The organism is Microtetraspora fusca (assembly GCF_001570365.1).
GTDB classification, from domain to species: domain Bacteria; phylum Actinomycetota; class Actinomycetes; order Streptosporangiales; family Streptosporangiaceae; genus Microtetraspora; species Microtetraspora fusca.
The window spans coordinates 1-14,168 of record NZ_BBYK01000040.1; the positions used below are offsets into that span (position 1 = coordinate 1).

Annotated in this window: 16 protein-coding genes; 6 read left to right on the plus strand and 10 right to left on the minus strand. The window is 72.3% G+C overall.

What is annotated here, in order from left to right:
- Nucleotides 1-222 precede the first annotated feature (222 nt).
- Complete coding sequence (locus AWQ68_RS05465; RefSeq protein WP_066935697.1) at nucleotides 223-1,023, plus strand: ABC transporter permease; 801 nt, start codon at nucleotides 223-225, stop codon at nucleotides 1,021-1,023.
- Nucleotides 1,024-1,039: 16 nt separating this feature from the next.
- Here the strand turns inward: AWQ68_RS05465 and AWQ68_RS05470 are convergent, their stop codons facing one another.
- Together AWQ68_RS05470 and AWQ68_RS05475 are read right to left on the minus strand one after the other, a co-directional pair.
- Nucleotides 1,040-2,755, minus strand: coding sequence for an ABC transporter ATP-binding protein (locus AWQ68_RS05470; protein WP_174554085.1), 1,716 nt, complete (start codon nucleotides 2,753-2,755; stop codon nucleotides 1,040-1,042).
- 101 nt (nucleotides 2,756-2,856) lie between these two features.
- A complete protein-coding gene (locus AWQ68_RS05475) occupies nucleotides 2,857-4,635 on the minus strand; it encodes an ABC transporter ATP-binding protein (protein ID WP_066936575.1) in 1,779 nt (592 codons plus the stop codon).
- A 273-nt stretch (nucleotides 4,636-4,908) separates the two neighbouring features.
- On the opposite strand from AWQ68_RS05475, the gene AWQ68_RS05480 reads away from it, so the two are divergent.
- From AWQ68_RS05480 to AWQ68_RS05485, 4 genes are all read left to right on the plus strand, one after another.
- A complete protein-coding gene (locus AWQ68_RS05480) occupies nucleotides 4,909-5,544 on the plus strand; it encodes a TIGR03085 family metal-binding protein (RefSeq protein WP_066935702.1) in 636 nt (211 codons plus the stop codon).
- Between the two features lie 162 nt (nucleotides 5,545-5,706).
- Nucleotides 5,707-5,871 carry a hypothetical protein gene (locus tag AWQ68_RS43425; RefSeq protein WP_169808861.1) on the plus strand — a complete coding sequence of 55 codons (165 nt, stop codon included), beginning with the start codon at nucleotides 5,707-5,709 and terminating at the stop codon, nucleotides 5,869-5,871.
- Between the two features lie 101 nt (nucleotides 5,872-5,972).
- Entirely contained in the window at nucleotides 5,973-6,134 is a 162-nt protein-coding gene (locus AWQ68_RS43430; RefSeq protein WP_169808862.1) for a hypothetical protein, read from the plus strand.
- Nucleotides 6,135-6,446: 312 nt separating this feature from the next.
- Nucleotides 6,447-7,295 (plus strand): SDR family oxidoreductase, encoded by an 849-nt coding sequence (locus AWQ68_RS05485; protein ID WP_066935705.1) that lies wholly within the window; start codon nucleotides 6,447-6,449, stop codon nucleotides 7,293-7,295.
- A 28-nt stretch (nucleotides 7,296-7,323) separates the two neighbouring features.
- On the opposite strand, the gene hisF is transcribed toward AWQ68_RS05485, so the two are convergent.
- The 8 genes from hisF to hisD form a co-directional block, all read right to left on the minus strand.
- Nucleotides 7,324-8,094, minus strand: coding sequence for an imidazole glycerol phosphate synthase subunit HisF (gene hisF / locus AWQ68_RS05490; protein ID WP_066935711.1), 771 nt, complete (start codon nucleotides 8,092-8,094; stop codon nucleotides 7,324-7,326).
- Entirely contained in the window at nucleotides 8,091-8,507 is a 417-nt protein-coding gene (locus tag AWQ68_RS05495) for a RidA family protein (RefSeq protein WP_066935717.1), read from the minus strand. The genes hisF and AWQ68_RS05495 overlap by 4 nt, the downstream gene beginning before the upstream one ends.
- Nucleotides 8,504-9,229, minus strand: a complete 726-nt coding sequence (gene priA, locus AWQ68_RS05500) for a bifunctional 1-(5-phosphoribosyl)-5-((5-phosphoribosylamino)methylideneamino)imidazole-4-carboxamide isomerase/phosphoribosylanthranilate isomerase PriA (protein ID WP_066935720.1) — start codon at nucleotides 9,227-9,229, stop codon at nucleotides 8,504-8,506. Before priA ends, AWQ68_RS05495 begins: the two co-directional genes overlap by 4 nt.
- Nucleotides 9,230-9,379: 150 nt before the next feature.
- Nucleotides 9,380-10,018: an imidazole glycerol phosphate synthase subunit HisH gene (hisH, locus tag AWQ68_RS05505; RefSeq protein ID WP_066936580.1), complete on the minus strand. Its 639-nt coding sequence runs from the start codon at nucleotides 10,016-10,018 to the stop codon at nucleotides 9,380-9,382.
- Complete coding sequence (locus AWQ68_RS43435; protein WP_169808863.1) at nucleotides 10,009-10,161, minus strand: CG2302 family histidine operon protein; 153 nt, start codon at nucleotides 10,159-10,161, stop codon at nucleotides 10,009-10,011. Before AWQ68_RS43435 ends, hisH begins: the two co-directional genes overlap by 10 nt.
- Nucleotides 10,158-10,775 carry an imidazoleglycerol-phosphate dehydratase HisB gene (hisB, locus tag AWQ68_RS05510; RefSeq protein WP_066935722.1) on the minus strand — a complete coding sequence of 206 codons (618 nt, stop codon included), beginning with the start codon at nucleotides 10,773-10,775 and terminating at the stop codon, nucleotides 10,158-10,160. The genes AWQ68_RS43435 and hisB overlap by 4 nt, the downstream gene beginning before the upstream one ends.
- Nucleotides 10,772-11,848, minus strand: coding sequence for a histidinol-phosphate transaminase (locus tag AWQ68_RS05515; RefSeq protein ID WP_066936577.1), 1,077 nt, complete (start codon nucleotides 11,846-11,848; stop codon nucleotides 10,772-10,774). The genes hisB and AWQ68_RS05515 overlap by 4 nt, the downstream gene beginning before the upstream one ends.
- A gap of 38 nt (nucleotides 11,849-11,886) precedes the next feature.
- A complete protein-coding gene (gene hisD / locus AWQ68_RS05520; protein WP_066935725.1) occupies nucleotides 11,887-13,194 on the minus strand; it encodes a histidinol dehydrogenase in 1,308 nt (435 codons plus the stop codon).
- Nucleotides 13,195-13,347: 153 nt separating this feature from the next.
- Between hisD and AWQ68_RS05525 the strand changes: the two genes are divergently transcribed.
- Nucleotides 13,348-14,112 carry a DeoR/GlpR family DNA-binding transcription regulator gene (locus AWQ68_RS05525; RefSeq protein ID WP_066935727.1) on the plus strand — a complete coding sequence of 255 codons (765 nt, stop codon included), beginning with the start codon at nucleotides 13,348-13,350 and terminating at the stop codon, nucleotides 14,110-14,112.
- Nucleotides 14,113-14,168: the final 56 nt, after the last annotated feature.

Below are 14,168 nucleotides of genomic sequence, written 5' to 3' on the forward strand. Positions count from 1 at the left end.
ATGTTCGCATTTTACTAGCCCTTTGCCTAATCGGTAAGCGAAAGGAGAACGTCGTGAGCGCTTCGCGCTCTGGGCTGTCCCGGCTCCGCCGGGCCACCCCTTGTGGGGTCCGGATTCCTCCCGGCCCTGAAGGACCGGGCTTCCTCCGGAGGTTTCGGTGAGAGACCGAAGCGAACCCACCGGGAGTCACGCGGTCCGCGCGCCGGCGATGGAGGAGGCACGGTGAACCTGTCGCGTACGGCACGGGCGGCGCTGTGGACGGCGCTGGTCCTGGGGCTCGGCGTCGTCTACGTCCCGCTGGGCGTGGTGGTGCTGAACTCCTTCAACTCCGACCGGACGTTCGGGTGGCCGCCGCCGGGGTTCACGCTCCAGTGGTGGAGCGCGGCCTGGCGCTCCACCGGCGTGCGCGACGCGCTGTGGACGTCGGTCCAGGCGGGCCTGGGCGCCACGGCGATCGCGCTCGTGCTGGGCACCATGGCGGCGTTCGCGGTGCAGCGCTACCGGTTCTTCGGCCGGGACACCGTGTCGCTGCTGATCGTGCTGCCGATCGCGCTGCCCGGCATCGTGACGGGCATCGCGCTGAGCAACACCTTCCACTCGGTGCTCGGCGTCCCGCTCGGGCTGTTCACCGTGATCGTCGGCCACGCCACGTTCTGCGTCGTGACCGTCTTCAACAACGTGCTGGCGCGGCTGCGGCGGATGGGCCTGAACGTGGAGGAGGCGTCGGCCGACCTGGGCGCGGACACGTTCACGACGTTCCGCCTGGTCACGTTCCCGATGATGCGCTCGGCGCTGCTGGCGGGCGGCCTGCTGGCGTTCGCGCTGTCGTTCGACGAGATCATCGTGACGACGTTCACCGCGGGCGCCGGAGTCAGGACGCTGCCGATCTGGATCTTCGAGAACCTGTTCCGGCCCAACCAGGCCCCGGTGGTGAACGTGGTCGCCGCGGCGCTGGTGATCGTCTCGGTGGTGCCGATCTATTTCGCCCAGCGCCTGTCCGGCGGCGACCCCCAGACCCGTTGAGCCCGGCCTCCTCCGCTCAGGAGCGGGTGGCCGAGGTCCAGGAGGCGTACAGGTCGGCGTAGACGCCGGGCTGGTCCACCAGCTCGGCGTGCGGGCCGCGCTGGACGATCCGGCCGTGCTCGAAGACGATCACCTCGTCGGCTGCCTCGGCCGTCGAGAGGCGGTGCGCGATCGACACGGCCGTACGCCCCCGGGTGATCCCGTCCAGGGCCCGCGCCAGCCGTACCTCGGTGGCCGGATCCACGGCGGAGGTGGCCTCGTCGAGGAGCAGCAGGTCGGGATCGGCGAGGTAGGCGCGAGCGAGGGCGACGAGCTGCCGCTCCCCCGCCGACAGGGACTCGCCGCGCTGGCCGACCGGGGTGTCGAGGCCGGCGGGCAACCCCTCCAGCCAGTCGGTGAGCCCGAGCTCGGTCAGCGCCAGCCGGATCTCCTCGGTGGTCGCGGACGACCGGCCGAAGCGGATGTTCTCCTCGAGGGTGGCGTCGAAGAGGAAACCGTCCTGGGGCACCATGACGATCCGCTCGCGCAGCGAGGAGAACCGCACGTCCCGCAGGTCGGCGCCGTCCACCAGGACCTGGCCGGACACCGGGTCCATGAGGCGGGTGAGCAGCTTGGCGAAGGTCGTCTTGCCCGAGCCGGTCTCGCCCACCACGGCGACGCGGGTGCGCGGCGGGATGTCCACCGTCACGTCGTGCAGGACGGGCGCGCCGCCCGGGTAGGAGAAGCCGACGCCCTCGAACGAGACGGAGATCGGGCCGCGCGGCAGCGTGACGCCGTTCTCCGGGTCGGCCACGTCGGCCGGGGAGTCGAGCACGCCGAGGACGCGCCGCCATCCGGCGATGGCGTTCTGCGCCTCGTTCAGGACCTCGGTGGCGGTCTGCAGCGGGCTGATGAACAGCGTGATCAGGAAGAGGAAGGCGACCAGCCGCCCGGCGCTGATCGCGCCGTCCAGGCCGAGCCGTACGCCGAGCAGGACCACGCCGGCCAGGGCGATCGAGGCGACCAGCTCCGTGATCGGGAAGGTGAGGCCGACCGTCTTCTGCGCCCGGGTCTGCGCCTCGCGCTGGCCGTTCACCGCGGCGTCGATGCGCGCCGCGGTGCGGTCCTCCGAGCCGTACGCCCTGATCACGGCGCTGCCGACGACCGACTCGCTGACGGCGGCCAGCATGTCGCCGGTGCGCTCGCGGACGGCGGTGTAGCGCCGGGCCACCAGCCGCTGGAAGCGCGGCAGCAGGAACACCAGGGGGAGGAAGCAGGCCCACACCAGAAGCGTGAGCTGCCAGGAGTAGACGGCCATGACGACCGTCGCGATCACGAGCTGCCCGCCCGCGACGACGACCATCAGCCCGCCCCACTGCATGAACGTGCTGATCTGGTCCACGTCGCCGGTCACCCGGGAGACCATGGAGCCGCGCCGCTCGCTGTTCTGCGTGAGCACGGACAGGTCGTGCACGTGCCGGAACGCCTTGGTCCGCAGCGTGGCCAGGCCCGACTCGGTGGCCCGGTAGAGCCGGACGTTCATGAGGTAGCCGGCCAGGGCGGTCAGCACCACGGCGATCGCGCACAGCACGACGGCGTTCCTGATGAACGGCACGTCGGGCGCGTCGCCGCGCAGGCCGCGGTCGATGACCTGCTGCACCGCGATCGGCACGATGACCTTGCCGAGCGTGGCGAGCACGGCGAGGACCATGGTGCCGCCCAGGCCGCGGCGGAACTCCGGCGACAGGCGCATGCCGTGCCGTATGGTCTCCAGGGCCGATCGCTCGGCCGCCCGTATGCCGCCGGGCTCGTCGCCCTCCCGCTCGACGGCCTCTCGCTCCTGTGTCACGGCGGTCACGCCACGACCTCCTCGTCGCTGTCGATCGCGGCCCGCTCGGCCTCTTCCCTCTCGTACGCGGTGACGAGGACGCGGTAGCCCTCGCAGCGGCCGAGCAACTCCTCGTGGGTGCCCTGGTCGACCACGGCCCCGTGCTCCAGGTAGACGACCTCGTCGGCCAGCGCGATGGTCGCCATCCGGTACGCCACGACGACCACCGTGGAGCGGGCCGAGCCCTCGCGCAGGCCGTGCAGGATGCGCTTCTCGACCTGCGGGTCCACGCTGGAGGTGGCGTCGTCGAGGATGAGCAGGCGGGGCTCGCGGACCAGCGCACGGGCGAGGGCGACGCGCTGCCGCTGCCCGCCGGACAGCGTGGCCCCACGCTCGCCGACGTGCGTGTCGAGTCCCCCGGGGAGCGCGGCGATGAAGCCGTCCGCCTGGGCGAGCCGCAGCGCCGCCCAGACCCGCTCGTCGGGGATGTCCCGGCCGAGCGTGATGTTGCCGCGCACGCTGTCGTCGAAGAGGAACGTCTGCTGGAGGACGAGCGCGACCGACCCGCTCACCTCGCCGCGCGCCGCGTCGCGCAGGTCGGTGCCGTCCACCCGCACCGCGCCCCGGTCGGGGTCGATCAGGCGGCCGAGGAGCTGGGTGAGCGTGGACTTGCCCGCCCCCGTCGGGCCGACGATCGCGACGGTCCTTCCCGGCGCGACGTCGAAGCCGACCTCGCGCAGCACCGGGGCCTGCGGGTCGTAGCCGTAGGTGACCCCGCTCACCCCGATCTCGGCCGGACCGTCGCCGTCCAGCCTGGCGGTGCCGTACTCCATGGAGCCGGTGGCGTCGAGCACGTCCTGGACGCGCGTCCAGCCGACGACGCTGCGCGGCAGCTCGGCGAGCACCCAGCCGAGCGCGCGGATCGGGAAGGCGAGCAGCGTGAACAGGTAGGCGACCTGGATCAGCTCGCCCGCGACCATGCCGCCGCTCTCCAGCCGGAGCGAGCCGACGAGGAGCACGGCGAGCACGCCGAGGGTGGGCAGGGCCTCCAGCATGGGGTCGAACAGGCCGCGCACCTTGCCGACGGCGATGTTCGCGTCGCGCAGTTCGTCGGCCTTGGCGCGGAACCTGGTGGTCTCGGCGTCCTCCCGGCCGAGGGTCTTGACGACGAGGGCGCCGTCGAAGCTCTCGTGCGCGATCTCGCTGACCTCGGCGCGAAGCTGCTGCGCCCGGGTCGCCAGCGGGGACAGTCTGCGCTGGTAGACCAGGTTGAGCACCGCGATGGCCGGAAATATCAGGAAACCGACGATGGCGAGGACCGGGTCCGTCAGGAGGATCGCCACGGCGGCCGTCACCAGCATCACGACGACGCCGACGGCCATGGGCAGCGGCGCGAGCGGCGACCAGGCGGCCTCGGCGTCGGAGCTGGCGTTGGAGAGGAGCTGGCCGGTGGGATGCCGGTGGTGCCAGGCGAGCGGGAGCCGCAGGTACTGCCGGGTGACCGCGCGCCGCGACGTGGCCTGCATGCGGTACTGCATGATGCCGGCCAGGATGCGCCGCCCCATGATGCCGAGCGCCTTGAACAGCGCGACCCCGACGATCAGCAGCGCGGCGGTCGCCAGGGCGCCGGCGCTCGTCCGGCCCTCGTGGAAGGCGGGCAGCACGACCTGGTCGGTGGCCCGGCCGAGCGCCCAGGAGGAGGCGACGGTCATCACGCCGTACAGGCCGCTGGAGAGCACGGCGGCGGTGAAGACGCGCGGCTCCGTCTTGATGGCGACACCGATGACCTTGAGACCCTGACGCATGACGGCGGTTGACACCTTGGACGGCACGCGGTGGGTCCTCTCGATCGTGGCGGCGCGGTACGACCGGCTCGCCCTACTGCTGTTTCCGGCCGGTATGCGGTCTTCCCGGACGGGCATCCGAGACGTTACCCGCCTTCGCGGCGCCCCGTATCCGTCCCCGGACCGACACCTTCCCAGGCATTTGGTCCTAGATACTCCTTATCATCCTGATCAATCGGAATATTCCGGGCGGCGCGATGATCCCTGTCGTCCGGCGGGACTAGGCTCGGGGCCGTGACCCACTCCCGCTCCGAACGTGCCGCGCTCTGCGACCTGCTGGACGACCTCGGCCCCGACGCGCCGACGCTCTGCGCGGGCTGGACGACCGCCGACCTCGCCGCCCACCTCGTGGTGCGTGAGCGCCGTCCGGACGCGCTCCCCGGCATCGGGATCGGCGCGCTCGCGCCGTACACCGCGTCCGTGCAGGAGCGGTTCAAGGCCCGCCACTCCTACCCCGAGCTGGTCGACCTCGTACGGCAGGGCCCCCCGAGGTGGACGCCGTACGGCCTGGTCCCGGGGATCGACGAGCTGGTCAACACGGTGGAGATGTTCGTCCACCACGAGGACGTCCGCAGGGCGCGCCCGGACTGGGAGCCCAGGGAGCTGCCCGCCGGCCTGGACGACGTGCTGTGGCAGCGGCTGCGCTCGATGGCCCGGCTGTTCTTCCGCGGGTCGCCGGTGGGCGTGGTGCTGCGCCGTACGAACGGGGAGAAGGCCGCGGGCCGCATGGCCGAGCCGGCCGTCGTGGCGGTCGGTGACGCGCAGGAGCTGATGTTGCTGGCCTTCGGCCGCCAGGCGCACGCCCGGGTGTCCTACGAGGGCGACACCGCCGCCGTGACCCTGCTCCGTGAGGCGCGGCTCGGCATGTGACCCGAGACCGGGGCCTTCCGCCCTGCCCCTCCGATATCCGGGGACTCCTCACGAAACACGCACATATCACGACGTGATGCGGCAGCATGAGGGCCAGCGATCGGAGAAGAAAGGAGGGCGGCGCCCCCTCCCCCGCCACGTCGGGGCCGCGCCGTAGCTCTGATGAACGTGAAGAAGCTCCTGACCTACGCCGCGATCGCTTTCGTGGCCTTCTACCTGTTCACCCAGCCCAGGGGGGCCGCCGCCGCGGTCCGGGGGGTGTTCGACAGCATCGGGACCGGAGCCGAGCGGCTGTCGGCGTTCTTCACGTCTCTGTTTTCTGGCTGAAGAGTTAGCCCCCGGAAGGGCCTCCTGGCCTCCTGGCTAGTTATGATCATTCCCGTCGCTGGGTATGTACCGCCGGGAAACTGACTGCAGGAGGCCCCCCTATGCAGGTCAAGAAGGTTCTTACGTACGCGGCCATCGCGTTCGTGGTCTTCTACCTCTACAGCCAGCCAGCCGCCGCCGCAGGCGCCGTGAAGGGTGTGTTCGACACGGTGAATACGGGAGCGAGTCGATTGGCGACGTTCTTCACGACAGTTCTGGGGTGAGGTAGGACCTCACGGTGATACCCGGCCACGACAGTGCGGCCGGGACGGCGCGGCCGGATTCCTCCGGCGGCGCCTCCGCCTGCGGTGATTCCGCGGCGACGCTCACGGGATCGCCCGTGCGCGAGGGTGTTTCGTCGTGCCCGCTCCGTGGTCGTCGGTTCTCTCATCGGCTCGTCGGCGCTGGCTCCCCCGGCACGGTTTCCCACGTGCCCAACCGGCCCGAGAAGGTCGCCGCCGCGACCCGCGCGGATCGAGGCGGCGCTCCGCGAGCCCACCCGCCGGCCGTCCGGCCGGCGGTGTGACACTGGACGAATGACCTCTGATCTCATCGCTGTGACCGGGGCGACCGGTCAGCTCGGGCGGCGCGTGGCGCACCGCCTCGCCGTCGCCGGCGTGGACCAGCGCCTCGTCGTCCGCGACACGTCCCGCGCGCCGGACCTGCCCGGCGCCCACGCGGTCGCCGCGGCGTACGAGGACGCGGCCGCGCTGCGGGCCGCGCTCGACGAGGTGCAGACGCTGTTGCTGGTCTCCGCCACGGAGACGGCCGGCCGGGTGGCGCTGCACACCTCGGCCGTCGACGCCGCGCTCGACGCGGGGGTGTCCAGGATCGTGTACATCTCGTTCCTCGGCGCCGCTCCTGACGCGACCTTCACGTTCGCCCGCGACCATTGGCACACCGAGCGGCACATCAGGGAGAGCGGCGTCAGGTTCACGTTCCTGCGCAACAGCCTCTACATGGACCTGGTGCCGTACTTCGCCGGAGAGGACGGCGTCATCCGGGGCCCGGCCGGGCAGGGCCGGGTCGGCATGGTGGCGCGCGACGACATCGCCGACGTGGCCGCCGTCGTCCTGCGCGAGCACGGGCACGACGGCGTGACGTACGACGTGACCGGGCCGCGGGCGCTGACGATGGCCGAGGCGGCGGAGACCATCACCCGGGTCACCGGCAGGCCGACCCGCTACCACGCCGAGACGATCGAGGAGGCGTACGCCTCCCGGGCCCGCTACGGCGCGCCCGAGTGGGAGGTGGCGGGCTGGGTGACGTCGTACGCCGCGATCGCGGCCGGAGATCTGGACGTCGTCACCGACACCGTGGGGAAGATCGCCGGCCATCCGCCGATGAGCTTCGCCGAATACCTGCGCACGACCTCGGCCGTCTGACCGGGCCGAGGTCGCGCACCGGGTTCACCTAACGCACGGGATGGCCGGCCGCGCGGAGGGCGTCCTTCACTTGGGCGATCTTCAGCTCGCCGAAGTGGAAGACACTCGCCGCGAGCACGGCGTCGGCGCCCGCCTCGATGGCGGGCGCGAAGTGCTCCAGCTTCCCCGCGCCGCCCGAGGCGATCACCGGGACGGTGACCGCGGCGCGTACGGCGCGGAGCATCTCCAGGTCGTAGCCGTCCTTGGTGCCGTCGCCGTCCATGGAGTTGAGCAGGATCTCCCCCACGCCGAGCTCCTGCGCGCGGCGCGCCCACTCGACCGCGTCGATGCCGGTGCCGCGGCGACCGCCGTGCGTGGTCACCTCGAAGCCGGAGGGGGTGGGCGGCCCGTCCACGACGCGGCGGGCGTCCACCGACAGCACGACGCACTGGGCGCCGAAGCGCCGGGACGCCTCGGTCAGCAGCTCGGGCCGGGCGATGGCGGCGGTGTTGATCCCCACCTTGTCGGCGCCCGCGCGCAGCAGCCGGTCCACATCCTCGACCGTGCGCACGCCGCCGCCGACGGTCAGCGGGATGAAGACCTGCTCGGCGGTGCGGCGCACCACGTCGAGCATGGTCTCGCGGCCGCCCGAGGAGGCGGTGATGTCGAGGAAGGTCAGCTCGTCGGCGCCCTCGGCGTCGTAGCGGCGGGCCAGCTCGACCGGGTCGCCCGCGTCGCGCAGGTTCTCGAAGTTGACGCCCTTGACCACCCGCCCGGCGTCCACGTCCAGGCAGGGGATGACGCGTACCGCCACCGTCACGGTGCCTCACCTCCCGGGTCCTCGCGCGTCCCGTCGCCCAGGTACGCCTCGACCTCGACCTCGACCAGCATCCGGGGGTCCACGAGCCCGGCCACCTGGACGCTGGTGCAGGCGGGCCGGACCGCGCCGAAGACCTCGCCGTGCGCCCGGCCGACGACGTCGAAATCGTCCGCCTTCACCAGGTATATCCGAGTACGGACGACGTCCTGCACGCTGCCGCCCGCCTTGCCGACGGCGTCGAGCGCGATGCCGATCGCGGTGAGCGTCTGCCGGTAGGCGTCGCCGACGTGCCGGACCTCGCCGTCCACGGTGGCGGTGCATCCGGACACCCACACGCGTGAGCCGGCGACCACCGCGCGGGCGTAGCCGTACCGGTCCTCCCACGGGCCGCCGGAGAAGATCCTGGTGCTCATCGGGCGCTCACCTCCGCCAACGCCTCTTCCAGGGTGAACGCCTGGGCGTACAGCGCCTTGCCCACGATGGCACCCTCGACGCCGTCGGGCACGAGGCCGGCCAGGGCGCGCAGGTCGTCCAGCGACGACACGCCGCCACTGGCGATCACCGGCCGCTCGGTGCGGCGGCAGACCTCACGAAGCAGGTCGAGGTTGGGACCGCGCAGCGTGCCGTCCTTGGTCACGTCGGTGACGACGTAGCGCGGGCAGCCCTCCGACTCCAGCCGGTCGAGCACCTCCCACAGGTCGCCGCCCTCCTGGGTCCAGCCACGCGCCGCCAGGGTGGTGCCGCGCACGTCGAGCCCGACCGCGATGCGGTCGCCGTGCTCAGCGATGATCTTGGCGCACCAGGCGGGGTCCTCCAGGGCGGCGGTGCCGATGTTGACCCGGCGGCAGCCGGTGGCCAGGGCGGCCGCAAGGGAGGCGTCGTCGCGGATCCCGCCGGACAGCTCGACGTCCACGTCCAGGGCGCCCACCACCGAGGCCAGCAGCTCACGGTTGCCGCCGCGGCCGAAGGCGGCGTCCAGGTCCACCAGATGGATCCACTCCGCGCCGGCCTCCTGCCAGGCGAGCGCCGCGGCGAGCGGGTCGCCGTACGAGGTCTCCGTGCCCGCCTCGCCCTGCACCAGGCGAACCGCCTGGCCGTCGGCGACATCAACGGCGGGAAGCAAAACGAGCGACATCAGTCAGGACCTCCGGTCAAAGAACGACGGTGACGGGCACCTGGATCAGCGGAATCGACGGGCACGGGGACGGCGGGCACGGCGGCCCGCCGTCGCGCGGCGGCCTCCCCCTCACGGCGCTCCGGGGCTCGCGCGGGGAGGCCGGCCGGTTCACAACGTGCTCAGCCAGTTGGAGAGAAGGACGGCTCCGGCGTCGCCGGACTTCTCGGGGTGGAACTGGGTGGCCATGAGCGGCCCGTTCTCGACGGCCGCGACGAACGGCACGCCGTGCTCGGCCCAGGTGACCAGCGGGGCGGGGAAGCCCGGTCCCGGGGTGAGCTGCCACTCGCGCACCCCGTAGGAGTGGACGAAGTAGAACCGGGTGTCGGCGTCGAGCCCGCGGAACAGGACGCTTCCCTCCGGGGCGGACACCGTGTTCCAGCCCATGTGCGGCAGCACCGGGGCGTCCAGGCGCTGGACGACGCCGGGCCACTCGCCGCAGCCCTGGGTGTGGACGCCGTGCTCGACGCCCTTCTCGAAAAGGATCTGCATGCCGACGCAGATGCCGAGGACGGGCCGGGCCGCAGCCAGCCGGCGGGCGACGATGCGGTCGCCCTGGACGCTCTTCAGCCCCGCCATGCAGGCCGCGAACGCGCCGACTCCCGGGACGACCAGGCCGTCCGCCTCGAGGGCCGCGTCGTGGTCGGAGGTCACCGTGACGTCGGCGCCGGCGCGGGCGAACGCCCGCTCGGCCGAACGCAGGTTGCCCGAGCCGTAGTCGAGGATGACGACCCGCTTCGCTACTGCCACCACAAAACCCCCGCGGTCAGCGCCAGCGCGGCTCCCGCGCCGGTGATTATGGCGAGTCCCTTCAGGCCCTGCCGTACGGCGGAGATGACCCCGCCGATCAGGAAGAGCCCCACGAAGATCATGCCGACGGACGCGAAAGTCATAGCACGCCCTTGGTGCTCGGCACGCCGGTCGCGCGCGGGTCCCGCTCCGACGCCTCGCGCAGCGCGCGGGCGAGGGCCTTGAACTGCGCCTCCACGATGTGGTGCGCGTTGCGCCCGTACGGCACGTGCACGTGCAGGCAGACCGCGGCCTGGGCGACGAACGACTCCAGGATGTGCCGGGTCATGGTCGTGTCGTAGTCGGGGCCGATCATCGGGGCCATGCCCTCGGGCTCGGTGTGCACGAGGTACGGCCGGCCGGACAGGTCCACCGTGACCTGGGCGAGCGACTCGTCGAGGGGGCAGGCCGCGGTGCCGAACCGCCGGATGCCCGACTTGTCGCCCAACGCCTCGCGGAACGCGGCGCCCAGGGCGAGCGAGGTGTCCTCGATCGTGTGGTGGGAGTCGATGTGCAGGTCGCCCTGCGTCTTGACGGTCAGGTCGAACAGCCCGTGCTTGCCGAGCTGCGTCAGCATGTGGTCGAAGAACCCGACCCCGGTCGCCACGTCGACGACGCCGGTGCCGTCGAGGTTGACCTCGACCAGCACGGACGTCTCCTTGGTGGCGCGCTCGACCCGCCCGACGCGGTTCGCGCCCGCAACGCGCGCCTCACTCATCCGAGGACCCCCTCCAGAGCGGCCCGGAAGGCCGCCATCTCATCACCGGTCCCGATCGACACCCGCAGCCAGCCGTCCGGACCGGTCTCCCTGATCAGCACGCCGCGTTCGAGCACGCCCTCCCAAACGGCGTGCCGATCCGGAAACTTACCGAATAGCACGAAATTGGCGTCGGAGTCTGCGACGGAGAGGCCACGTTGCCGTAGCCAGTCCACCGTCGCGTCCCGCTCGGCCCGCAGCGCGTCCACCGTGCCGAGCAGCTCCGTCCGGTGCGCGAGCGCGACCCGGGCCGCGGCCTGCGTCAATGTGGACAGGTGGTACGGCAGGCGGACCAGCAGCAACGCGTCGATCACGGCGGGGTCGGCGGCGAGGTAGCCGAGGCGGGTGCCCGCCATGGCGAACGCCTTGGACATGGTGCGCGTGACGATCAGCCGGGGGTTGCCCGGGAGCAGCGACAGCGCCGAGGGCGTACCGGTGCGGGCGAACTCGGCGTACGCCTCGTCCACGACGACCATGCCGGGCGCGGCGGCGAGGATGCGCTCGATCACCCGCAGCGGCAGCGCCGTGCCGGTGGGGTTGTTCGGCGAGGTTAGGAACACCACGTCGGGGCGGTGCTCCTCGATCACGCGGACGGCCCGCTCCTCGTCGATCGCGAAGTCCTCCTCGCGCGCCCCGTCGATCCACCGGGTGGCGGTGACGCCCGCGATGATCGGGTGCATGGAGTAGGACGGTTCGAAGCCCATCGCGACGCGGCCGGGGCCGCCGAACGCCTGCAGGATCTGCTGGATGACCTCGTTGGAGCCGTTGGCCGCCCACACCTGCCGGGCGGTCAGGCCGTGGCCGAGATGGTCGGCGAGGTCCTTGCGCAGGTCGAGCGCGTCCCGGTCGGGGTAGCGGTTGAGCGTCGCCGCGCCCTGCCGTACGGCCCGGGCCAGGTCGTCGACCAGGGCCGGCGAGGGCGGGTAGGGGTTCTCGTTCGTGTTGAGCCGGACCGCCACGTCGAGCTGAGGGGCGCCGTAGGCGGTCTTGCCCCGCAGGTCGTCCCGGATGGGCAGGTCGTCGAGCGTCGTCACCGCTGTCGTCACGTTCTCTCGCTGGTCGTCCCGGGCCGTCACGAGGGGATCCCCCAGTCGAACCGGGCGCGTACGGCGGCGCCGTGCGCGGGCAGGTCCTCGGCGTCGGCGAGCACGCACACGTGGGGCGCGGCGCCGGCCAGCGCCTCCCGGCTGTACTCGACGACGTGGATGCCGCGCAGGAACGTCTGCACGGACAGCCCCGAGGAGTGGCAGGCGCAGCCACCGGTCGGCAGCACGTGGTTGGAGCCCGCCATGTAGTCGCCGAGGGACACCGGGGAGTAGGGCCCGACGAAGATCGCTCCGGCGTTGCGCACCCGGGCGGCCACCGCCGCCGCGTCCGCCGTCTGGATCTCCAGGTGCTCGGCGGCGTACTCGTCGACGACGCGCAGCCCGTCGTCGAGGGAGGAGACGAGGACGATGCCGGACTGGCGGCCGGAGAGCGCCTCGGTGATGCGCTCGGAGTGGCGGGTGGCGGCGACCTGGCCGGGCAGCTCCTTCTCGACCGCGTCGGCGAGCTCGGGGCTGGTGGTGACGAGGACCGACGCGGCGATCACGTCGTGCTCGGCCTGGCTGATCAGGTCGGCGGCGACGTGGACGGGGTCGGCGGTCTCGTCGGCGAGGATGGCGATCTCGGTGGGGCCCGCCTCGGAGTCGATGCCGATGCGGCCCTTGAGCAGCCGCTTGGCCGCGGCGACCCAGATGTTGCCGGGGCCGGTGACCATGGTGGCCGGCGCGCACTCCTCGGTGCCGTAGGCGAACATCGCCACGGCCTGGGCGCCGCCGACGGCGTAGACCTCGTCGACGCCGAGCAGGGCGCAGGCGGCGAGGATCGTGGGGTGCGGGAGCCCGCCGAACTCCTTCTGGGCGGGCGAGGTGACGGCGAGGGAGTCGACCCCGGCCTCCTGGGCGGGCACCACGTTCATGACGACGCTGGACGGGTAGACGGCCCGGCCTCCCGGCACGTACAGGCCGACGCGGTCGACCGGGACCCACCGTTCGGTGACCGTGCCGCCCGGCACGACCCGGGTGGTGGTGTCGGTGCGGCGCTGGTCGCGGTGGACCGCGCGGGCCCGCCTGATCGACTCCTCCAGGGCGGCGCGCACCGCCGGGTCGAGGGCGGCCAGGGCGCGGCCGAGCTCCTCCACCGGGACCCGGGTGGACTCCAGCTCGACGCCGTCGAATCTCGCGGTCAGCTCCCGTACGGCTGCCGCGCCGCGATGGCGCACGTCCTCACATATGGGCCGCACCTTCTCCAGGGCGGCCTCGACGTCGAGCTCGGCGCGGGGCAGCACATCGCGCAGGTCACCGGGCAGGGAACCGCGCAGATCGATACGGGAAATCACCCTCACAGTCTACGGACGGCGGCGGGACGATCGCTTTCGGTCCAGCATGCGGACAGCGCGTTGCGTGCTGGTGACCGACTATTGACATCTTTCGGTCACTAATCCACACTTTCGGGCAATAGCAGTCAATTTCGGTCATCAGGGATGATGCTCATGCTTCCGGCCCAGCGCCACCAGCGCATCGTCGAGGCACTGTCGCAGGCCGGCACGCTGCGCACCGAGGACCTGGCCGAGCAGCTCGGCGTCTCACACGAGACCGTCCGCCGCGACCTGGCGACCCTCGAACGGCGCGGCCTGCTGGCCCGCGTACACGGCGGCGCCACGGCGGTCACCTCCGGCACCGGCGAGGAGTCCTCCTACCTGGAACGCTCCACCGCGCAGGCCGAGGCCAAGGCGGTCATCGGCGCGCAGGCGGCCCAGGTGCTCCGGCCGGGCCAGACGGTGATCATCGACGTGGGCACCACGGCCGTGCAGGCGGCGCGGGCGATCCCGCCCGGCTTCCGCGGAGTGGTGGCGACGTGCTCGCTGCTGGTCGCCGCCGAGCTGGCCGGGCGGCCGGGCGTCGAGGTGCTCGTCGCCGGCGGCCGGGTCAGGCAGGGCGACCTCGCGGTCTCGAACGCGCAGACCGTGGCGTTCTTCCAGGACCTGCGGGCCGACGTGGCGCTCCTCGGCTCCGGCGGCCTGACCGCGGGCGCCGGGCTGACCGACTACTACCTCGACGAGGTCGCGACGAAGCGGGTCATCCTCGCGAACACGGCGCGCACCTATGTGCTGGCCGACAGCACGAAGCACGGCAGGGTCGCCGCCTACCGGGTGTGCGGCCTGGACGGATTCTCCGGTCTCATCACGGACCGGGAACCGCCCCCCGAACTCGCATCCGCCCTGGTCAGAGCGGATGTGGAGGTAATAAGGCCGTAAACTCGGCCCGGCGGCGCGGCCACGCCGCCGGGCCCGGACCGCTCACTTTCTTCGCA